Consider the following 20,264-nt stretch of genomic DNA (forward strand, 5'->3'; position numbering starts at 1 on the left):
GTGACGGGTTCTCATCTTCTCTTTCCGTGTCTCTCTGGCTGGCTCATCCGACCGGGCGGTCGGAGGAGGCCTCGAACAGCAGGGCGGCCCGCGGTTCGAGGAGTAGGGGGGCACCCGAGGAGTGCAGCTCTCCGGTGAGGACGTCGCGCACATCGCCCGGGGGCGAGACCGTCGCGCGTTCCCCCGACCAGTTCGCGACGAAGCTCACCTCGCGGTCGCCGGTGCGACCGGTGACGACGGTCGTCGCCTCGTCCGCGGCCCAGCGCTGGCGCGCCGTGTCGGGCACGAGCCACGCGCCGACGGCCCGGGCGAGCTCGGTGTTCGGCACCGTGCCGACGTAGGTGACGCGGCCTCTCCCGTGCGCTCGCGTCGTGACGGCGGCCCTGGACCCGAGCTCGTTGACGGCGTACTCCGCGATCACGTCGGCATCCGACACCTGGAGGACGTCCATCCATTCCCGGCCGGCGGCTCCCGGCGCCGCGACGAAGCCGTCGCTGCCCGTCACGCCCAGCTCGGCCGTGAGGGTCGACGACTCCTCGTACGAGATGCCCGCCGCGGACGTCAGCCGAGCCGGCGCCTCCTCGGCCCGCGCACGCGCGAGGTGGTCGCCGTACCCCGAGCGGATGCCGAGCACGAGGTGCCCGCCCTGCTCCGCGTAGGCCGCGAGCGTCTCGAGCACCTGGTCATCGGCGATGTACAGAGCGGGGACGACCATGATCGGATGCCGGGCGACCAGCTCGGCGACGGGGATGTCCTGCAGCTGGCGCGTGTGGCGGATCCGCGTCTGCACTCCCGCGTCGAACAGTCCCCGGTAGAACGCGTCGAAGATCGTCGCGTACGCCCGGTCGTCCGGCCCGCCCGTCGCCTTACGCAGGGGCGGATCGAACTCGAACGCCCACTTCGTGTCGGTCGAGTAGACCATCAGCACGTCGGAATCCGGCTCGTACCCGTCGAGGAGGTCGCCGATGCCGCGGATGTCGGCGCCGAGCGCGGCCACCTCGCGATAGATCCGTCCGGGCTTGCCGCTGTGCGGCAGCACGCCTCCCCAGTAGGTCTCCGTGCCGAAGTGGAGCGTGTGCCAGTGCCAGTACTCGATCATCCGCCCTCCGCGCGACAGGAGCGCGAAGGCGGCCTGGCGCAGTTGGCCGGGATACGGGGGGAAGCTGTCGGAGGTGTTGCCGACCGACTGGGCGTTCGTCTCGGTGACCAGGTACGGGGCCTGGGCCGACGAGAACGCGCGGTCGCCCCACTGGTGCAGCGCCCACACGCCGGACGACCACCAGAGCTCCTCGGCCTCCACGGCGGTCGGGATGTCGAGCCCGTCCTGCATGCGGTAGTACGGGTTGCCTGCCACGACGTCGAGCCCGGCGACGATCTCGTCGTCCGACACCTGCGCGCGCGAGTACGAGAGGCAGGTGGTGATGAACTGGTCACGCCGCGCGTACTCGCGGACGAGACGCGTCTGCCACCCGATGAGCTCGTCGGCGAGGCCGGCCTGGAAGCGCCGCCATTCGATGTTGTACTGCGGCTGGGTGTTGCCGTCCGGACGCCAGAGGTCGGCCCAGTCCGACAGCCGATGCGACCAGTGCACGAGTCCCCATTCGCTGTTCAGCCGCTCGACCGTGCCGTAGCGGTTCTGCAGCCATGCGACGAAGCGCTGGAACACGCTCTCGTTGTGCGGCATCCGGAAGCCCGGCTCGTTGTCGACCTGGAAACCGATCACGGACGGGTGCGCCGCGTAGCGCTCGAGGATGCGGCGGGTCACCCGCTCGGCGTAGAAGCGGTACGCGGGCGAGCTCTGGTCCATCTCCTGGCGATGCCCCCACCCGAGCCGCTCTCCCGTGCGCACCTCGGCGGCGATCTCCGGATGCATCCGCTGGAGCCACGGCGGGACGGCATAGGTCGGCGTGCCGAGGATGACGCCAATGCCGCGGCGCTGAGCGCCGTCGAGCACCGGCCGCAGCCAGTCGAGCGCGAACACGCCCTCCCGCGGCTCCCAGGTCGACCACACCGACTCCCCCACCCGAATGACCGTGAAGCCGGCGTCGGCCATCAGGTCGAGGTCACGGTCGAGGTCCAGCGCTGGCTGGTACTCCGCGTAGTACGCGGCCCCGAACAGGACGCCGGAGAAGGTCGGAGTGGATGCCATTCGTAGAGGTCCCTTGACGCTGTTGTCGACAACATTGCCGAAGTTGTCGACAACATTTGGTGATTGCGTCGAGCATGTCAGGTCGCGAACGTCCGCGCAACACGCGAAGGTCACGTTTCTGTCAAGGCGACTTCACTTACGACGGGCCGTGGAGTCGCGCGCGATGACGTAGGGAGCGGTCGGCGCGGCGATCGGCACCCCGACGACTCCCTCGATCGACGTCAGCAGCGCGTCCATCAGCACACGCCCCTCCTGCTCGAAGTCCATGGCGACGGTCGACAGACTCGGACGCACGTACTTCACCTCGGGCAGGTCGTCGGTGCCGATGACGCTCAGCTCCGACGGCACGTCGACGCCCTCGTCGGTGGCGGCCGCGATCAGTCCGATCGCCATGCTGTCGCTCGCCGCGGCCACGGCCGTGATGCCCTTCTGCTCGGCATCCAGTCCGCTCCAGAGGTCGTACCCCGACTCGGGGGTCCAATCGCCGTGCAGCATCCACGCGACCTCGCCGCCCCCGCGGACGAACTCCCGCGAGAAACCCCCCGCGCGCCCCTGGGACGCGAGCCACATCTCCGGCCCCGCGAGGTAGCCGACTCGCCGGTGGCCCAGCTCGAGCAGGTGCTCGGCGGCGACGATGCCCGCCAGCTCGCTCGTCGACGGGCTGTCGCCCTGTGCCCCGAGCTCGGACGCCACCACCAGCGGCACCCCGATCTGCTGTCGGCGGATCTCCGCGACGACGACCTCGGTGTTCGCCAGCGCGACGATGCCGGCCACCTGATGCTCCGTCAGCACCTGAAGGGAGGACACCACCGATCCGGGGCTCGTGCCGTCCGTGACGACGACGTCGAGCACGTACCCTCGCGCGTGCGCGAACGCGCTCGCGGCGGCGAGGATGCTCCCCGGGCCGTTGGCGTCGATCCGGTCCGCCAGCAGGCCGATCCGGTTCGAGTGTCGCGAGCGCAGCAGTCGGGCTGCGGCATTGGGGCGGTAGTCCAGCTGCTCGACGGCCGCCGCGACCCGCTCGCCCGTCTCCGGCCTGACGGCGTTGGACCCACGGAGGTAGCGGGTGACGGTCTGATGCGAGACGCCCGCGACACGGGCGACGTCGTAGATCGTGGCGGGCTTCATCAGCACGCACCCTTCTTGTCGTCGAGCGAACCCTCATTGTATGGTTGCGGTCACATTGTTGTCGACAACATGCAGGGAGGCCGTCGTGGGCGTCAACACCGAGGACAGCTCGCCGACCGGGCGGCACGGCGCACGCCGCCCCCGGGTCGAGATCCGATCGGGGCGCCGCCAGCTGCTCGTCGACGGCCGGCCGTTCCTAGTCCTCGGAGCGGAGCTGCACAACTCCAGCGGATCGTCCCCCGCGGCCCTCCGCGCCGGGCTGGATCGCACGGTCGAGCTAAATGCGAACACCGCGCTCGTGCCCGTCACGTGGGAGCTCCTCGAGCCGACGGAGGGAGAGTTCGACTTCGAACTCGTCGACCTGCTCCTCACGGAGGGCCGCGATCGCGGCCTCCGCGTCATACCGCTGTGGTTCGCCAGCTGGAAGAACGGGCGCTCCAGCTACGCCCCCGCCTGGGTGAAACGCGACGCCGATCGCTTCGAGAGGGTGCGCGTCGACGCGGATCTCGCCATCGACGACCTCACGCCGTTCAGCCCCGCGAACCGTGCGGCGGACGCCGCGGCCTTCCGTGCGCTCATGCGGCGGATCGCGACGCGGGACCCTGACGCCGCCGTGGTGCCCATGGTCCAGGTCGAGAACGAGGTCGGGTTGCTGGGAGCGAGCAGGGACCGCAGTGCATCCGCTCTCGCCGCGTTCGCGGGCGAGGTGCCCCGCGAGCTCCTCTCCCGGCTCGAGGACGGCGCCGAGCTCCCGGTCGCGCACGCGTGGAGGGAGCACGGCGCACGGGCCTCCGGCACTTGGGAGGAGGTCTTCGGCTCAGGGGCTCGCACCGACGAGGCCTTCATGGCGTGGGGGTACGCGACGGCCGTACAGCACATCGCCGCGGCGGGCCGACGGGAGAACGACGTGCCGCTGTTCGCCAACGCCTGGCTCGACGGCGACGACGTGGTCACCGCCGACAGCCTCACCGGCGGGCGGGAGCCGGGGATCTATCCCAGCGGGGGGCCGGTCCTGACGGTCGCGGAGGTCTGGCGCACCTTCGCCCCCGCCCTCGATCTGCTCTCCCCGGACATCTACGTCGGCGACGTCGACCGCATCTGCGCGGCCTGGTCGGCCGTGAACTACGGCGGGCTCCTGATCCCCGAGATGCGCAGAGACGATGCCGGGGCGGCCCTCGCCTTCCTCGCCCTGGGCGCCCATGGCGCCCTGGGCGTCTCCCCGTTCGGGATCGACTCGGGACCGGCCGACGACACGGCGGCCTTCCGTGACGCGTACCTGCTCCTCCGGGCCGTCGCTCCGGCGCTCACGCGCGCCGCGACGGACGACATGGCCGGCTTCGTCCTGCACCGCGCCGACGACGAGGCGGAGATCGCGATCGGTGGTCAGCGCTTCACCGCGCGCACCACCCGCGCATCCGCCGACCCCTCGGTGTCGCCGGGCGGCTACGGTCTCGTGGTGCGGACCGAGGACGACGCCTATCTCGCGGTCGGCCGCGGGTTCTCGCTCGAGCCGCTCCCGCGCGACGGCCGTCGCTCGGGCATCCTCAGCGTCGACGAGCTGCTCCCCTCGCCTGACGGGCTGCGTCCCGGTCGGCGGCTCAACGGCGACGAGACGCTGGCGGGCTCGGCCTGGATGCACCCCGCCCGCGGCCATGCGGCACCGGGCAGGCTCCCGATCGCCACCGAGGGCCAGAACTCCGGCATCACCGCCTGTCGGCTCTACGCCTTCTGAGCCCCGCCGGGTGCCCCCGGGCCCCCGCCGCGGAGGCCCGTCACTCCGCTCGTACGAGGAAGGTGTTGAACGAGCCTGCGGGCAGCGTGGCCGTCATGGTCGCGCCGCCGAGGTCGACGCTGATCGAGTCCTCCCTCGACAGCGGGTTGTGCATGACGACCACCGTCGACCCGTCGGGGTTGCGGAACGCGATCGCGTCGTCGTACCCGGTGAGGCTGTAGGTCGGCAGCACCACGGCCTCGACCTGGACGAAGTGCGAGGCATGGGCGAGCACGTAGTAGTCAGGGGTGAGACGATACGTCCCGCTCGTCGCGTTGACCGACACCAGCGAGTTCTGCGGCCACCCCCAGGTGCTCACACCCGGCTCTTCCAGGGCGATGTTCCAGTAGCAGTACGCGTGGGCCCCGTGCGCGAGGTAGTGCCGCAGCAGCGCCCACGCGTGACGCGCGAACCGCCAGTCGTTGCGGCCGTCTCCACACTCCTGCTCGGTCTGATAGATCCGCAGCCCCGGGTGGTCGCGATGGAGCAAGGGCGCGGCGTCGCGTCCGGCCCACTGCACGCCGACACCGGTCACGGCGTCGCGGACCACCTCGTCCTCGAGCATCCGGTCGATCAGTCCCGAGTCGCCGCGCTCGAGCGTGCCGAGGAAGACCTCGACGCCGCGGCTCCGCATCTGCGGGGCGAGGTGCCGCACGAATCGCGCGAGCCCCTCGGGAGTCCACGTGCAGCTCGGGAACACCTGCGTCGAGTTGAACTCGTTCTGCGGCATCACCATGCCGACGGCGATGCCCTGTTCCGCGTAGGCGTCGATGTAGCGGCCGAAGTACCGCGCGTAGGCGTCGAGCACGTCCTCCTCGAGGCGGATCATGTCGGTCCCCTCGCTCCCGCGCTGATCCTCTCGCAGGCCGTTCTCGGTCTGGAACGATCCCGGCGCCGGCCGCGTCGCGGCATAGTGCCCGTTCGTCTTCATCCAGGCGGGCGGACTCCACGGCGATGCCCAGACACGCAGGTCCGGTCGCACGGCCGACGCCGCCCGGATGAACGGGACGAGCGTGTCCAGGTCGTTCTCGACACTGAACGCGTCGAGCGCGAGGTCTCCGTCGACCTCGTCGTACGAGTACCACGACCGCGCGAAGTCGCTCGCCCCGATGGGGGTCCTGCCGATGACGAGACCCGCGCCCACGCCCGGGGCGAACAGCGTGCGCAGGACCTCAGCGCGGTCCGTGTCCGAGAGGCGCCCGAGCGCGAGCCATCCGAGTTCGCTGAACGCGGCCCCGAAGCCCTCGATGCGCTGTGCGGGGCGGTCGGACTCGACGAACACCGACGGGATCGGGGTCTGCGTCGATCCGAACGCCGCCCCCGTCTCCCGACGCCAGGGCGCATCCTCCGTGCTGACGATCCACTCGACGCGGGATCCGGTCATGAACAGGCCTCTCTCATGCGGTGGTGCGTCGAGGATATCGGGTTCGCACCCTCAGAGATCGCCGTCGACGAGCGCTGGCCAGGCGCCGACACCCCGCGGCGCGCGAGGGATGAGGAGAGCGGCGCCGGCGCTGACGACGGCCGCGCCGAGACTGATCAGCAGCGCCGAGCGGAACCCCTCGGGCGAGGCCGCTCCCCCGATCGCCGTCGAGGCGAGGACGGTCGCGATGACCGCGGACGCGAGGCTCGTGCCCAGGGAGCGCATGAGGGTGTTGAGCCCGTTCGCCGCTCCCGTCTCGTGCACGGGCACGGCCTTCATGATCAGGGCGGGCATCGCCGCGTAGCCGAGGCCGATGCCGATGCCGATCACGGTGTTGACCACCAGCACATGCCAGGCCTGCAGCTCGAGCAGCGCCGCGACGAGGTAGGTGACGGCGATCACGACCGCCCCTCCGATCAGTAGCGGCTTGGGCCCGGTCTTCCGCTCGATGAGCCCGGCGACGGGGGACATCGCGAGCATCGCGAGTCCGGCGGGCATGAGCAGAAGGCTGGAGTCGAGCAGCGAGAGCCCTGTGCCCCCCGCGGCGACGGGCAGCTGCAGCAGCTGCGGGAACACCACGCTCGAGGCGAAGAGCGCGAATCCCATGGCGATCGACGAGAGGTTCGTGAACAGGACGGCCGGGCGCACGCTCACCCGCACATCGACGAGGGGGTTGCGCACCCGCAGCTCGACCAGCACCCAGACCCCGAGCACGACGGCGCCGCCGATCAGCAGGGTGACGGTGGCGGGCGACGCCCACCCCCAGTTGTTCGCGTTCGAGACCGCCATGAGCACGGCGACCAGGCCGATGCCCAGTCCGACGACGCCGACGGTGTCGATGCGCCCTCCGGTGCGTGACGCGCTCTCGGGCACGAACCGGGCGACGAGCAGTGCCGCGACGACGCTGAGCGCGGACGCCGTCCAGAACAGCGCGTGCCAGTCGAGGGTCTCCACGATGATCGCGCTGACCGGCAGGCCGATCGCCCCACCGACCCCGAGTGTGGCGCTGACCAGGGCGATCGCGGAGCCCAGCCGATGCGGCGGCAGCACGTCGCGCAGCAGCGAGATGCCGAGGGGGATCACTCCCATCCCCGCCCCCTGCAGCGCACGCCCCAGGATCATCGGTGCGACGTGGAACGACAGCGCGCAGATCAGCGACCCTGCGAGCAGGAGGGCGAGGAGAGTGAGCGCGACACGGCGCTTGCCGTACATGTCGCCGAGCTTGCCCGCCACGGGCGTGCAGATCGCCGAGACCAGCAGGGTCACCGTGATGACCCAGGAGGCCAGGCCGCGATCGGTGTTGAGCAGGCCGGCGAGGTCCGACTGGAGGGGGATGAGGATCGTCTGCATGAACGACGCGCTCATCCCGGCGAAGGCGAGGACCGCGATGACCGGGCCGCCCCGCACCGTACGACTCGTTCCGCTGTCCATCCGCTCGTCGAGCACGGGGCCTCCTCTGTTCGCGGTGAGACTGAATCTCACATATGCGATAGCGTATCAGTTACTAGACTGACCGGATGCGATCCGACTGGCACACGCAGTCCCGCGACATCCTGCGCGCCCGACTCGCCGTCGCCGCGACGGACATCTTCGCCGCGGAGGGGTTCGACGCGGTGTCCGCGGAATCGGTGGCGCACCGGCTGGGCATCTCGCGGGCCACGTTCTTCCGGTACTTCGCGAGCAAGGACGAAGCGGTGCTCAGCACGCTCACCGCCCCCGACGGCGGCTACGGACAGATGCTCGATGCGTTCGACGGCCTGGAGGTCCTCGCCGGCGAGTCCGTCTGGGTCGCGATCACCCGCACGCTGACCGCTGTCGGGCAGCTGAACGAGCGCGGCCAGATCGCCGTGCGCGATCGGGTGCGGATGGTCATGACGACGCCGTCGCTGCGCACGCGGTTCCAGGAGGACAGACGCGAGCGGGAGACGAGACTTGCGGACGCGCTCGAGCGCTCGCTGCGCGACCGCCTCGTCGCAGAGGTCGCCGCGGCCGCCTCTCTCAGTGCGCTGGACGCCGCGTGGCGACGGTGGGCCGCCGACACCTCGGGGCGTTCCCGATTCATCGACGTGGCGCGTGACGCCTTCCAGGCGCTCGAGGCGGCAGGGTCGTCTCGACCCTGACCGCCCGCTGCGCGCGACCGCTCAGCTCACCGCCGAGAGCGCTGCGAAGCGGTCCCTCGCGTCAGCGTACGCGGCATGCGCTCGCTCATCGGGGAGGAACTCCGCCTCGATCGTGACCGATGACGCCCGCAGCGCCTCGAAGCCGCCGATCTGCCCGGTGGCGACACCGGCCAGCATCGCCGCCCCCTGCGCCGCACCGTGTCCGCTCCGGGGCCTCAGCACCGGGATGCCGAGCACGTCGGCCTTGATCTGCAGCCACGCGTCGGACGACGCGCCTCCACCCGTGCTGACCAGGGTGTCGATGTCGAAGCCCGCGCCGCGCATCGCGTCGATGTCGCGGGCGAGGGCGAGGGCGTTGCCCTCCATCGCGGCGAGCATCAGGTCGGTGCCGTCGGTGGCGAGGTCGATGCCCGCGATCACGCCGCGTGCTGCCGCGTTCCAGGTGGGGGTGCGCTCCCCGGCGAGGCTGGGCACCATCATCACGCGCCCCGGGCGGGGCCGCGCGAGGATCTGCTCGGCGGAACGCAGGTCGTTCGCGGGATCGAGGCCGTTGACCCAGTCGACCGTCGCGCCGGCGGTGACCTGCGCGGTGATGAGCAGATCGGTACCGGGCACGCAGTGCCGCGAGTGGATGAAGCCGGGCACCGCGGCGCCGCGGGACACCGCGAGCATCGTCACGCTCGAGAACCCGGTCATGTCGACGAGAGGATCACCGGGTGAGATCACGCCGGCCTCGAGGGCCGATCCGATCGCGTCGATGCCGCCCGCGACCACGGGGATCCCGACGGGCAGACCGGTCTCGGCCGCGGCCTGCGCCGTCACCGAGCCGACGATGTCGGTCGAGGCGACGAGCGGGGGCAGCATCGACAGAGCGGGAACGGCGTCGCGCAGGGCGGGGCCGAAATCGCCGAGATCCTCGTCGAACCCCTGCATGAGCGACGCCGTGACGTCGTCGAACACCTCGACGGCGGCCAGACGACGGAGGAGGAAGCCGTTAGTGGACAGCACGCACGACGCCGACGAGAGGGCCTCGGGCCGGTGCGCGGCGAGCCAGGCGAGCTTGGCCGTGCCGAAGAAGGGGTCGGCGCCGTTGCGTGAGTCCGGCACGACCTCCGCGATGCGTGCGGCCTCGTCGGACGCCCGCCGGTCGAGCCAGGTCAGGGCCGGGCTCGTCGGCTCTCCGTCCGATCCCACCGGCACGAGCGTGGGGGCCTGCGAGGTGACGGCCACGGCACTCACCTCGAGCCCTGGCAGCACCGCGGCGAGCGCCGCGCACAGGGCGCGCCACCAGTCGCGGGCATCCTGTTCCGCTCCCGCCCCCTCGGTCTTCGTGGGGTACGGCACCGAGCGGTCGGCGACCCGACGTCCGTCGAGATCGATCGCGACCACCTTCACCGAACTCGTGCCGGCGTCGATGCCCAGGAGAGCAGCGGTCACAGCAGGGCCGCTCGGGCGCCGTCGGCGAGAGGGCTCATGGCGGGCTCGCCGTTGAGGAAGCGGCGCAGCTCCTCGGCGACGCCGCGTGCGGCGCGGGTCGCGGTCTCCTGGCTGGCACCCGCGATGTGAGGGGTGACCACGACGTCCTTGCCCTCCGCCGCGAGGCGGAACAGCGGGTGCGAGAAGTCGACGGGCTCCTGCGGGTACACGTCGAAGGCCGCCCCGCCGAGCGTGCCGGACTCGATCGCGTGCGCGACCGCGTCGTAGTCGACGAGACCGCCGCGAGCCGCATTGACCAGGAGCGCTCCGGGCTTCATGAGTGCGAGCGTAGCGGCGTTGACCATGTGCTCGGTCTCCGGCGTCAGCCGGGCGTGCACCGAGACGAGGTCGCTGCGGCGGAAGACCTCCTCCGCCGACGAGACCTGCTCGACGCCCTCACCGAGTCGGCCGGGGGCGAGATAGGGGTCGAAGACGAGCACGTGCGCGCCCATCGCGACGAGGGTGCGGGCGACGTGCGAGCCCACCGCGCCCGCGCCGAGGAGGCCGATGACGGAGCCTGCGACCTCGCGACCGACGGCGTCCGAGCGGTACAGGTCGCCGCGCCAGGTCGCGTCCATCAGGCTCTTTTGCGCGAGCGGGATGCGCCGCATCAGCGCGAGCGCCAGCCCGAGGGTCATCTCGGCGGTGGCGACGCCGTTGCGCCCGGGGACGTTCGCCACCTGGATGCCGCGCTCGCGTGCCGCGTCGACGTTGATGTTCGTGGGGCCGCCGCGTGAGACGCCGATGAAGCGCAGCTCGGGGACGGCATCCATGACCCGCTCGGTGAGCGGCGCCAGCTGGGTGAGGATCGCCGTCGAGCCTCGCAGCGCCTCGATGAGCTGCTCCTCGCTGCCTGAGGCCTCATCGACCTCGGCGACACGGCCGAACGGGGTGTCGGGCCAGGAGAACTCCATCTCGGCGATGTCGAGTCCCTCGGGCACCGCCCGCTCGAGCTCGGAGCGCAGCAGCGAGGAGCGGATGAAGCGGTCGCCGGCGGCGAGCACTCGGATCATGATGCGGGTCCTTCCGTCGCGACACCTGTCGCGTCTTGCATGGGAGAGAGGGCGGGAGGGCCGCCCGCGCGAGCGGGCGGCCCCAGGGGTCATCCGCCGTAGATCTCGTCGTAGTACTCCTGGGCGTTGGAGCCGTCGATGACCTCGATGGGCATGTACTGGTCCTTCTCGACGTCGCCGCCGGCGAGCAGGTCGATCGTGATGTCGATCAGCGCGCGGCCGTGGGCCTTGCCGCCCCCGAGGCTGATGGACGTCTTCTGCGGGTCGCCGTTGATGATGTTCTGGATCTCGTTCTCGGTCGCGTCGATGCCGAAGAGGCCGAAGGACTCGAAGTCGGTGATGCCGGAGGACTTCACGCCCTCGTTGCCGCCGACCGCGCCGCCGCCGCCGATCGTGGCGATGACCTTGAGGTCGGGGTTGGCCTGCAGGAAGTTCTCGGCGTTGGCGACGCCGTCCTCGGCGGTCAGCGCGGGGGCGGTCGCCACGAGCTCCGCGTTGGGCGCGAGCTCGGCGATGGCCTCCTTGATGCCGTTCGCGCGGTCGATGATCTCCGGGAAGCGCGGGAGGTCCATCAGCGCCCACTGCACCGTCTCGTCGGCGTCGAAGTTCTCGTTGATCCAGGCGGCCGCGGCCTCGCCGTTCGCGTAGCCGGTGTTGTAGGCGTCGACGAGGTACTGGGCGTCGTAGTTCTCGAGGACCTGCGTGTAGCCGACGACCTTGATGCCGGCGTCCTGCGCCTTCTTGGTCACGTCTACCAGCGCGTTCGCGTCGACCGCGCAGATGATGATGGTCGAGACGCCCTGCTGGATGAAGTTCTCGATCTGGGTGACCTGCGCGGCGGCGTCGTTGCGGGCGTCGACGTAGGTGACGCTGAGCCCCTCTTCCGCGCCGTACTCCTCGGCCTCCTGCACGAGCTCGGCCCACACGGGATTGCTCAGGTCGGAGAAGGTGATGCCGACGGACTGGTCGCCGCCGGAGGACTCCTCCGCGCCGCCGCCGGCCGGGCCGCCGGTGGTGACGGCGGAGCAGCCGGACAGGAGCAGCGCTGCGGCCGCGGCGGCGGCGAGGGCGAACGTGCCGATCTTCTTCATGGTGTCTTCCTTACTGTGTCGGGTTCGATCGTCCGTCTTTGGAACGACCGTCGGAGTGATGTCAGGACTGGGGGGATGCGGGCGACGCCGGCACTGTCAGCGGGACGCCGCCGATCTGCGCGCGTCGTCCAGGTGTGTTCTTCGACATGGCGTCGTAGATCACGGCCGCGAGGAGGATCGCCCCCTTGATGAGCAGTTGCACGTACTCGCTGACGTTCATCAGCACGAGGCCGTTGTCGAGGACGCCGACGATCAGCACACCGACGAACGCGCCGAAGAGCTTGCCGCGGCCGCCCATGACGCTGATGCCGCCGAGCACGCAGGCCGTCAGCACGCTGAACTCGAAGCCGGCGCCGGTGGCGGACTGCGCGGAGTTCAGCCGTGACAGCAGCAGGATCGCCCCGATCGCGGTGAAGAAGCCGCAGAGGGCGTAGACGAAGATCAGCGTGCGACGCGTGTTAACACCCGAGAGGCGCGCGGCCTCGATGTTGTTGCCGATCGCGTAGAAGTAGCGGCCGATGTATGTCTTGTTCAGGATGAAGAGCCCGATGCCCCAGACCGCGATGAGGAAGAACAGCGAGATGGGGACGATGCCGAACAGCGCGCCCTGGCCCAGCAGGGAGAACTCGGCGGGGAAGCCGAAGATCGGCAGGCCCTTCGAGATCAGGTAGCTCAGGCCATTGAGCATCATCATCATCGACAGGGTGACGATGAGCGGTGCGACGCCGGTGAGCGTGATGATGAGGCCGTTGAGCACACCGATGAGGGTGCCGAGCACGAGTGACGCGAGGCACGCGATGTACCAGGGCAGGCCCACCTGCGCCATCAGCATGCCGGTCACGACCACGTTGAGCGAGATCTGATAGCCGACCGAGAGGTCGATGCCGCCGGTGATCAGCACGAACGAGAAGCCCACGGCGACGATGCCGAGCGTCGCGACCTGGCGTCCGATGTTGAAGATGTTGCTCGGGTCGAGGAAGTTCGGCGTCATGACGCTGAACGCGATGACGAGGACGACGAGCACCAGGAGGATGCCGAGGTCCTTGGTCCGTGCCATCAGTGTGGTCTTCATTCGGGTTCTCCTTGCGCGGCCAGGGCCATGACGGCCTCCTGGGTGATGTCGTTCTTGTGGAGGATCCCCTCCTGGACGCCCTCGCGCAGGACCACGATGCGATCCGACATCCCGATCAGCTCCTCCATGTCGGAGGAGATCATCAGGATCGTCTTGCCTGCGGCGGCGAGGCGGTTCATGATCAGGTAGATCTCGACCCTCGCACCCACGTCGATGCCGCGGGTGGGCTCGTCGAAGATGAGCACCTCCGGGTCGGTGGCCAGCCACTTGGCCAGCACGACCTTCTGCTGGTTGCCGCCGCTGAGGTTGCCGACGATCTCCGAGCCGCTCGGGGCCTTGATGCGCAGGTCGCGCATGTACTCCGCGGTGAGGTCACGTTCGGCCTTCGGCGAGACGACGGTCCCGCGCGAGAGCTTCTTCTTCAGCAGCGGCAGCGAGATGTTCTGCGAGATCGTGAACGGCAGCAGCAGCCCGTGGCGCTTGCGGTCCTCCGGCACGAGCGCGATCCGGTTGCCGATGGCCTGGATGGGTGTGCGCGAGACGACCGATCGGCCGTGCAGGCTGACCTCGCCCGCCTCGATGCGCTTCGCTCCGAAGAGCAGTTCCATGAGCTCGGTCCGACCCGCGCCGATCAGCCCGGCGAAGCCGAGGATCTCCCCGGCCCTGGCCTCGAAGCTGATGTCGCGCACGCCGTTGCCCGTGACGCCCTCGACGCGCAGGGTGACCTCTCCGGGTGCGGTGTCCCGCGTCGGGTACCCCTCGGTGAGCTCGCGTCCGACCATGAGGCTGATCAGCTCGCCGCGGGTGGTCTCCGAGGTCGGCTTCGTCGCGATGTGCTGGCCGTCGCGCAGCACCGAGACCCGGTCGGACAGCCGGAAGATCTCGTCCATCCGGTGCGAGATGTACACGATGGTCATGCCCTCGGCACGCAGGGCGTCGACGACCGCGTACATGGCCTCCACCTCGGCGGCGGTGAGCGGGGCCGAGGGCTCGTCCATGATGAGCAGTCGGGCGTCGAGCGAGAGCGCCTTGGCGATCTCGACGATCTGCTGGTAGCCCGTGGTGAGGTCTCCGACGAGCGCCCGAGGGTCGATCCGCACACCGAGGCGGGCGAACAGACGCGCGGCGTCCGCCTCCATGCGCTTGCGATCCAGCACGGGACCCCTCAGCAGGTAGTGCCCGAGGAACACGTTCTCGGCCGCGTTGAGGGTCGGGACGAGGGTGAACTCCTGATAGATCACGGCGATGCCGAGATCCTGGGCGAGCGCGGGCGTGAGTCGGTCGTACTCCTCGCCGTCGACGACGATGCCGCCGCTGCTGGGCGGGATCGCCCCCGCGAGCACCTTGATGAGGGTCGATTTGCCCGCGCCGTTCTCGCCAACGATCGCGTGGACCTCGCCGGGACGCAGATCGAGCGTGACGCCGCCGAGCGCGCGGACGCCCGGATAGAACTTGGTGATGTCGGTGAGGGTGACATCGATCGCCGAGGACCGGGTGGCGGTCGACGCCGCGTCGACGCTCACGGCGTCACCGCTTCATGGCGGGGATTCGGGTTCCGCGTGACCATGGAACACACTCCTTCGTGCAGGTTCGTTCGAGTACAGGATGTTAGATCAAGTTAGCTTCTGTCAAGTCTTGTTCGATAAAGGAAATGTAACGACATGTCGACGCGGCGCAGTCCGGTCGTCGACGCGCGCGACTCGAGGGCCGGACTGCGACGCGTTGCACCACCGGTCGGCGCTCATCAGCCGCGGTGGGCGCGGACGCCGCTCGGGGTCAGACGATCTCGGGGACGACCGGTCTATATTGCGCGATGTCCGCCTCGTCTGGGTCGAGCTCCGTGGCGAGCACCGCGACCCTGTCGAGCGCGATCGACGCGGCGGTCGCGCTGCCGTCGAGCTTCTCGGCGTGCACGCCGATCACGACCTGTGCGGAGGAGCGCACGAACGCGCGCTTGAGCTCCGCCTCCTCCAGGGTGTCCTCGTAGCAGGCCCGGAGGTCGATGGCCGCGGCCGAGGCGAAGAAGCGCGAGAAGCGCATGTTCTCCAGGAACGCCGTGGCCACGGGGCCGACCAGCGAATCGGAGCGTCGATCGGCGGCGCCCCCGGTGAGGATGGCCGTGACGCCGGGCTTGTCCTGCAGCACCTGGAAGGTCGAGAGGCCGTTCGTGACGACGGTGAGGTCCTCGGCGGCGACGATCTCCTGCGCGAGGCGGTTCACGGTCGTCGAGGAGTCCATCGCGATCACCCCGGTGGCCGGCACGAACGGGAGCAGCTTCGCCGCGATCAGTGCCTTCTCCTCGGCGTGCGAGCGCTCACGCCCGTGGAAGCTCACGGGCCCGCTGTACACGGCGCCGCCCCGCACACGACGCGCGATGCCCTGCGCCTCCATGGCGGTGAAGTCGCGGCGCACGGTCATCTCGCTCACCCCGAGGGTCTGGGCGGCATCCGTGAGCGAGATCGCCTTCGACTCCCTGAGGCGCGACAGCAGCCAGTTCCACCGCTCTTCCGCCGCCAGAGACTTCACACGGCCAGTATACGAACCTCACACGATCTCACACGCCGATCGCACAGGCGTCCCGATAGATTCGCGGTATGGGTCTGACGGGAAACCTCGACGCGCAACGACGTCGGGACGAGCTGGTCGCGCTGGCGGAGAGCCCGCAGGGCGTGATGATCGACGACGCCGCTGCGCGGTTCGGGGTGTCCGGCATGACGATCCGCCGCGACATCCTCGAGCTGGAGGCCGAAGGCCTGGTGCGACGCATCCGGGGCGGGGCGACCGCCCCGCCCCGCGCGCGGCCGTTCGATGCCCGGCGCGCGGTGCGGGCCTCGGCCAAGCGCGCGATCGCCGAGAAGGCCGTGCAGCTCGTGCCGCGTGCGGGCGTCGTCGCGTTCGACGCCTCGACGACGATCAGCACGCTCGCGGGATCGGTGGGGCCGCGCGACGGACTCACGGTCGTCACGAACGCCTTCGAGACCTTCCAGACACTCGGCCCCCTCGACGGCGTGACGGCGGTGCTGTCCGGCGGCGTCGCCGAGCCGACGACGGGCAGCCTGACCGGGGCGATCGCCCGGTTGACGCTGCGGTCGCTGTACTTCGACGCCTTCTTCACGTCGGCCGACGCCCTCGACCCGCTCGACGGGACGTCCGAGGTGTCCGTCGACGAGGCGGACGTCAAGCGCGACCTCGCACGCAACGCCGCCATGACGGTGCTGTGCGTCGACATGACCAAGCTCGGCCGTCGATCGGTCGCACGCGCCCTCGACGCCGCCGACATCGACGTCCTCGTCACCGACCTCGATCCCGACGACGAGCGGCTCGACCCGCACCGCGCCGACCGTCTACGCATCCTCTGATCCGCCCTTTCCGCCTCGGTTACTTCATGTTATTTTTTACATAACATGACATTGCGACGCCCGGTCGCTCTGCACTCGCCGCCAGGAGATGTGATGACCAACCCCACTGCCGCCGCGCTCATCGAGCGGTCGAACCGCTTGGGTGCCGATCCGAAGAACACGAACTACGCCGGTGGCAACACGTCGGCGAAGGGCACCGAGACCGACCCGGTGACCGGTCAGCCGGTCGAGCTGCTGTGGGTCAAGGGCTCCGGCGGTGACCTGGGCACGCTCAGGGAGCAGGGCCTCGCGGTGCTGCGCCTCGACCGCATGCGCGCACTCGTCGACGTGTACCCGGGCCTGGAGCGCGAGGACGAGATGGTCGCCGCGTTCGATTACTGCCTGCACGGCAAGGGCGGTGCTGCGCCGTCGATCGACACCGCGATGCACGGCCTCGTCGACGCCGCGCACGTCGACCATCTGCACCCCGACTCGGGCATCGCGATCGCGACCGCCGCCGACGGCGAGGAGCTCACCGCGAAGATCTTCGGCGACAAGGTCGTGTGGGTGCCGTGGCGCCGCCCCGGCTTCCAGCTCGGACTCGACATCGCGGCGATCAAGGCCGCGAACCCCGCGGCGATCGGCTGCATCCTCGGAGGCCACGGCATCACCGCGTGGGGTGACACCTCGGAGGAGTCCGAGCAGAACTCCCTCTGGATCATCGACACCGCAGCCGAATACATCGCGGCCCACGGCAAGGCCCAGCCCTTCGGCGGCGTGCGCGCCGGATTCGAGGCTCTGCCCGAGACCGAGCGCCGCGAGCGCGCCGCCGCGCTGGCCGGTACGATCCGCGGTATCGCGTCGACCGACAAGCCGCAGGTGGGACACTTCACCGACTCCGACGTCGTGCTCGACTTCCTCGCCTCCGAGCGCGCGCCCGAGCTCGCCGCACTCGGCACGAGCTGCCCCGACCACTTCCTGCGCACCAAGGTCAAGCCGCTGATCCTCGACCTGCCGGCCACGGCATCCGTCGAGGAGCAGATCGCGCGCCTGCACGAGCTGCACACCGAGTACCGTGCCGATTACCAGGCGTACTACGACGCGCACGCGTCGACGGGCTCAGCGACCCAGCCTGCGTCGCCGGCGATCCGCGGCGCCGACCCGCTCATCGTCCTGGTGCCGGGCGTCGGCATGTTCTCGTACGGCGCGAACAAGCAGACCGCTCGCGTCGCCGGCGAGTTCTACGTCAACGCCATCAACGTCATGCGCGGTGCCGAGGCGCTGTCGACCTATTCCCCCATCTCCGACGCCGAGAAGTTCCGCATCGAGTACTGGGCGCTCGAGGAGGCGAAGCTGCAGCGGATGCCGAAGCCGAAGTCGCACCAGGGACGCATCGCGTTCGTGACCGGCGCCGCGTCCGGCATCGGCAAGGCCATCGCCACCCGTCTGGCTGCTGAGGGTGCGTGCGTCGTCATCGCCGACCTCGACCTCGAGAAGGCGCAGGCCGCCGCCGCGGAGCTCGGCAACACCGACGTCGCTATCGGCGTCGCCGCGAACGTGGCGGATGCCGACGCGATCCAGGCCGCGCTGAACGACGCCGTGCTCGCGTTCGGCGGAGTCGACCTCGTCGTCAACAACGCCGGACTCTCGCTGTCGAAGCCGCTGCTCGAGACCACCGAGAAGGACTGGGACCTGCAGCACGACGTCATGGCCAAGGGCTCGTTCCTCGTCTCGAAGGCCGCCGCCCGCGTGCTCATCGACCAGAAGCTCGGCGGCGACATCATCTACATCTCGTCGAAGAACTCCGTCTTCGCCGGTCCGAACAACATCGCGTACTCGGCGACGAAGGCCGACCAAGCGCACCAGGTGCGGCTGCTCGCGGTCGAGCTCGGCGAGTTCGGCATCCGCGTCAACGGCATCAACCCCGACGGAGTCGTACGCGGGTCGGGCATCTTCGCCTCGGGCTGGGGCGCGAACCGCGCCGCAACCTACGGCGTCGCCGAAGAGGACCTCGGCCAGTTCTACGCCAACCGCACGATCCTCAAGCGCGAGGTCGTCCCCGAGAACGTCGCGGATGCCGTATACGTGCTCACCGGCCCCGAGCTGTCCCGCACCACCGGCCTGCACATCCCGGTCGACTCCGGCGTCGCCGCCGCCTTCCTCCGCTGAGGCGCGGACTCCCCTCCTCGATCGGGGAGGGGAGTTCGGACGCGCCGATCCGCACGGCGGTCAACGATCGCAGAGCGCGTGCTCGATGATCGCGAGCACCGCGGCCGTGCGATCACGGTCGACGTGGGGGTCGGCGCGCCCGCGCACGAGGTCGACGAACCGGCCGACGACGGGCCGCAGATCGAACGGCGGGAGGTCGACGACCGTCGTCCGCTCGCTGCCGCCATGGCGCCGCACGGTGAGGCGGCGCGGCTGGTCGACGGCATCGATGAGCAGGGTCGCGTCGTCGCCCTGGATCTCGCTGCCTCGCGGGGAATCGTCGACCTTCGAGTACGCGACCTCGCCGATCAGCGTGCCGTAGTCCAGCAGCAGGCTCCCCGCGCCGTCGGCACCCGTGGCGATCGTGCTCGACAGCGCCTGCACCGACCGCGGCCGGCCGAACAGCTCGACCATCGCGGTGAGCGGGTACACGCCGATGTCGCGCAGCGCTCCCCCGCCTGCCGGGTCGAAGACGCCAGGGCGCTCCCCTGCAAGCACCCGGTCGTACCGCGACGAACGCCGGCAGAGCACGAACGAGGCGCGGCGCAGCGTTCCCAGCCCGTCGAGCGCCCGGCGCACCAGGCCGAACCCCGGGTCGGGCACGGTGCGGATCGCCTCGAGCAACACCAGGCCGTCTGCGTCGGCGTGACGCCAGAGCTCGGTGAAGCGCTCCGACGACAGCACGGCGGGCTTCTCGACGAGCACGTGCCGACCGTGCCGCACCGCGAGGTCGATCCATGCCTCGTGCGTCGCGTTCGGGGTCGCGATGTAGACGGCGTCGATGCGGGGATCGGCCCAGATCCGCTGGGGATCGCCTGTCGCGACGGCTACCGATTCGATGTCAGCTGGGGGCTGTCTCCGCGACCGATCCGGCCCACGGTCGGGATCGTGCACACGGGATCCATCGCCGCCCTGCTGCCGCCCGGTGCAGACGCCGTCGCGTCGATCATCAGCAACGCTCGGTCCCATGCGTTGATCACCTACGACCCCAATATCCGGCCCGCCTTGCTACCCAATCACGCATCAGCCGTGTCCGGCGTCGAGCGGATGGTGAGCCTGGCAGACGTCGTGAAGACGAGCGACGAGGATCTGCACTGGCTCTATCCGGGCTCGCCTCCGCGCTCCATCGCGCGCGAGTGGCAACGACTCTGCGCCGGACTCGTTATCGTCACGGAGGGCGCGAGTGGAGCCTACGCGGTGGGCGCCACGTTCGAGGTCGGCACCCCGGGTGTCAACGTCTCGGTCGCCGACACCGTCGGTGCAGGCGATTCGTTCATGGGCGCGGTGATATGCGAGATGCGGGATCAGCGACTCTGGGGCGCAGACCGCCGCGAAGCGTTGCGCCGACTGGACGTGGACCGGGTGCGACGCATGCTCCGGCTGGGTGTCGAGGTGGCGGCGGTCACCGTCTCTCGTGCCGGAGCGAATCCACCGACTCGGGCCGAAATCTGAACGCGTGTGCGGCCGGGGAGGTC

At 70.1% G+C, this 20,264-nt stretch carries 16 protein-coding genes; 5 read left to right on the plus strand and 11 right to left on the minus strand.

Annotated features, from left to right (window positions below; genetic code table 11):
- Positions 1–43: 43 nt before the first annotated feature.
- A complete protein-coding gene (locus AB0N61_RS03875) occupies positions 44–2,149 on the minus strand; it encodes a beta-galactosidase (protein ID WP_363361862.1) in 2,106 nt (701 codons plus the stop codon).
- Positions 2,150–2,281: 132 nt separating this feature from the next.
- A complete protein-coding gene (locus AB0N61_RS03880; protein WP_363362046.1) occupies positions 2,282–3,277 on the minus strand; it encodes a LacI family DNA-binding transcriptional regulator in 996 nt (331 codons plus the stop codon).
- 85 nt (positions 3,278–3,362) lie between these two features.
- Between AB0N61_RS03880 and AB0N61_RS03885 the strand changes: the two genes are divergently transcribed.
- The gene (locus AB0N61_RS03885; protein WP_363361864.1) at positions 3,363–5,009 is read left to right on the plus strand and encodes a DUF5597 domain-containing protein; all 1,647 of its coding nucleotides are present in this window, start codon (positions 3,363–3,365) and stop codon (positions 5,007–5,009) included.
- A gap of 40 nt (positions 5,010–5,049) precedes the next feature.
- Here AB0N61_RS03885 and AB0N61_RS03890 read toward each other — a convergent pair whose 3' ends face one another.
- Together AB0N61_RS03890 and AB0N61_RS03895 are read right to left on the minus strand one after the other, a co-directional pair.
- Positions 5,050–6,432, minus strand: coding sequence for a glycoside hydrolase family 30 beta sandwich domain-containing protein (locus tag AB0N61_RS03890; protein ID WP_363361865.1), 1,383 nt, complete (start codon positions 6,430–6,432; stop codon positions 5,050–5,052).
- A gap of 51 nt (positions 6,433–6,483) precedes the next feature.
- Positions 6,484–7,953 (minus strand): MFS transporter, encoded by a 1,470-nt coding sequence (locus AB0N61_RS03895; RefSeq protein WP_363361868.1) that lies wholly within the window; start codon positions 7,951–7,953, stop codon positions 6,484–6,486.
- Positions 7,954–7,988: 35 nt separating this feature from the next.
- Between AB0N61_RS03895 and AB0N61_RS03900 the strand changes: the two genes are divergently transcribed.
- Complete coding sequence (locus tag AB0N61_RS03900; RefSeq protein ID WP_363361870.1) at positions 7,989–8,591, plus strand: TetR family transcriptional regulator; 603 nt, start codon at positions 7,989–7,991, stop codon at positions 8,589–8,591.
- A 21-nt stretch (positions 8,592–8,612) separates the two neighbouring features.
- Here AB0N61_RS03900 and AB0N61_RS03905 read toward each other — a convergent pair whose 3' ends face one another.
- The 6 genes from AB0N61_RS03905 to AB0N61_RS03930 form a co-directional block, all read right to left on the minus strand.
- Positions 8,613–10,028 carry an FGGY family carbohydrate kinase gene (locus tag AB0N61_RS03905; protein ID WP_363361872.1) on the minus strand — a complete coding sequence of 472 codons (1,416 nt, stop codon included), beginning with the start codon at positions 10,026–10,028 and terminating at the stop codon, positions 8,613–8,615.
- Entirely contained in the window at positions 10,025–11,080 is a 1,056-nt protein-coding gene (locus tag AB0N61_RS03910; RefSeq protein ID WP_363361874.1) for a 2-hydroxyacid dehydrogenase, read from the minus strand. Before AB0N61_RS03910 ends, AB0N61_RS03905 begins: the two co-directional genes overlap by 4 nt.
- Positions 11,081–11,169: 89 nt before the next feature.
- Complete coding sequence (locus AB0N61_RS03915) at positions 11,170–12,171, minus strand: sugar ABC transporter substrate-binding protein (protein ID WP_363361876.1); 1,002 nt, start codon at positions 12,169–12,171, stop codon at positions 11,170–11,172.
- Positions 12,172–12,232: 61 nt separating this feature from the next.
- The gene (locus AB0N61_RS03920; protein ID WP_363361878.1) at positions 12,233–13,243 is read right to left on the minus strand and encodes an ABC transporter permease; all 1,011 of its coding nucleotides are present in this window, start codon (positions 13,241–13,243) and stop codon (positions 12,233–12,235) included.
- On the minus strand, positions 13,240–14,766 hold the full coding sequence (locus AB0N61_RS03925) for a sugar ABC transporter ATP-binding protein (RefSeq protein ID WP_363361880.1): 1,527 nt from the start codon (positions 14,764–14,766) through the stop codon (positions 13,240–13,242). Before AB0N61_RS03925 ends, AB0N61_RS03920 begins: the two co-directional genes overlap by 4 nt.
- 253 nt (positions 14,767–15,019) lie before the next feature.
- Positions 15,020–15,769, minus strand: coding sequence for a DeoR/GlpR family DNA-binding transcription regulator (locus tag AB0N61_RS03930; protein WP_363361882.1), 750 nt, complete (start codon positions 15,767–15,769; stop codon positions 15,020–15,022).
- Positions 15,770–15,837: 68 nt separating this feature from the next.
- On the opposite strand from AB0N61_RS03930, the gene AB0N61_RS03935 reads away from it, so the two are divergent.
- Complete coding sequence (locus AB0N61_RS03935) at positions 15,838–16,602, plus strand: DeoR/GlpR family DNA-binding transcription regulator (protein ID WP_363361884.1); 765 nt, start codon at positions 15,838–15,840, stop codon at positions 16,600–16,602.
- A gap of 93 nt (positions 16,603–16,695) precedes the next feature.
- The gene (locus tag AB0N61_RS03940; protein ID WP_363361885.1) at positions 16,696–18,750 is read left to right on the plus strand and encodes a bifunctional aldolase/short-chain dehydrogenase; all 2,055 of its coding nucleotides are present in this window, start codon (positions 16,696–16,698) and stop codon (positions 18,748–18,750) included.
- Between the two features lie 60 nt (positions 18,751–18,810).
- Here AB0N61_RS03940 and AB0N61_RS03945 read toward each other — a convergent pair whose 3' ends face one another.
- Positions 18,811–19,758 carry a Gfo/Idh/MocA family oxidoreductase gene (locus AB0N61_RS03945; protein WP_363361887.1) on the minus strand — a complete coding sequence of 316 codons (948 nt, stop codon included), beginning with the start codon at positions 19,756–19,758 and terminating at the stop codon, positions 18,811–18,813.
- Between AB0N61_RS03945 and AB0N61_RS03950 the strand changes: the two genes are divergently transcribed.
- Positions 19,678–20,241: a PfkB family carbohydrate kinase gene (locus AB0N61_RS03950; protein ID WP_363361888.1), complete on the plus strand. Its 564-nt coding sequence runs from the start codon at positions 19,678–19,680 to the stop codon at positions 20,239–20,241. The genes AB0N61_RS03945 and AB0N61_RS03950 overlap by 81 nt on opposite strands.
- The last annotated feature ends 23 nt before the right edge of the window (positions 20,242–20,264 follow it).

Origin of the sequence: Microbacterium sp. NPDC089320, assembly GCF_040684875.1 — a bacterium.
Classification (GTDB): domain Bacteria; phylum Actinomycetota; class Actinomycetes; order Actinomycetales; family Microbacteriaceae; genus Microbacterium.

Excerpts from the sequence above, each read along its gene's own strand:
- AB0N61_RS03875 (WP_363361862.1), bottom strand. The coding sequence starts at position 2,149 with ATGGCATCCACTCCGACCTTCTCCGGCGTCCTGTTCGGGGCCGCGTAC.
- AB0N61_RS03880 (WP_363362046.1), bottom strand. The coding sequence starts at position 3,277 with ATGAAGCCCGCCACGATCTACGACGTCGCCCGTGTCGCGGGCGTCTCG.
- AB0N61_RS03890 (WP_363361865.1), bottom strand. The coding sequence starts at position 6,432 with ATGACCGGATCCCGCGTCGAGTGGATCGTCAGCACGGAGGATGCGCCC.
- AB0N61_RS03900 (WP_363361870.1), top strand. The coding sequence starts at position 7,989 with ATGCGATCCGACTGGCACACGCAGTCCCGCGACATCCTGCGCGCCCGA.
- AB0N61_RS03910 (WP_363361874.1), bottom strand. The coding sequence starts at position 11,080 with ATGATCCGAGTGCTCGCCGCCGGCGACCGCTTCATCCGCTCCTCGCTG.
- AB0N61_RS03915 (WP_363361876.1), bottom strand. The coding sequence starts at position 12,171 with ATGAAGAAGATCGGCACGTTCGCCCTCGCCGCCGCCGCGGCCGCAGCG.
- AB0N61_RS03920 (WP_363361878.1), bottom strand. The coding sequence starts at position 13,243 with ATGAAGACCACACTGATGGCACGGACCAAGGACCTCGGCATCCTCCTG.
- AB0N61_RS03935 (WP_363361884.1), top strand. The coding sequence starts at position 15,838 with ATGGGTCTGACGGGAAACCTCGACGCGCAACGACGTCGGGACGAGCTG.
- AB0N61_RS03940 (WP_363361885.1), top strand. The coding sequence starts at position 16,696 with ATGACCAACCCCACTGCCGCCGCGCTCATCGAGCGGTCGAACCGCTTG.
- AB0N61_RS03945 (WP_363361887.1), bottom strand. The coding sequence starts at position 19,758 with ATGGGACCGAGCGTTGCTGATGATCGACGCGACGGCGTCTGCACCGGG.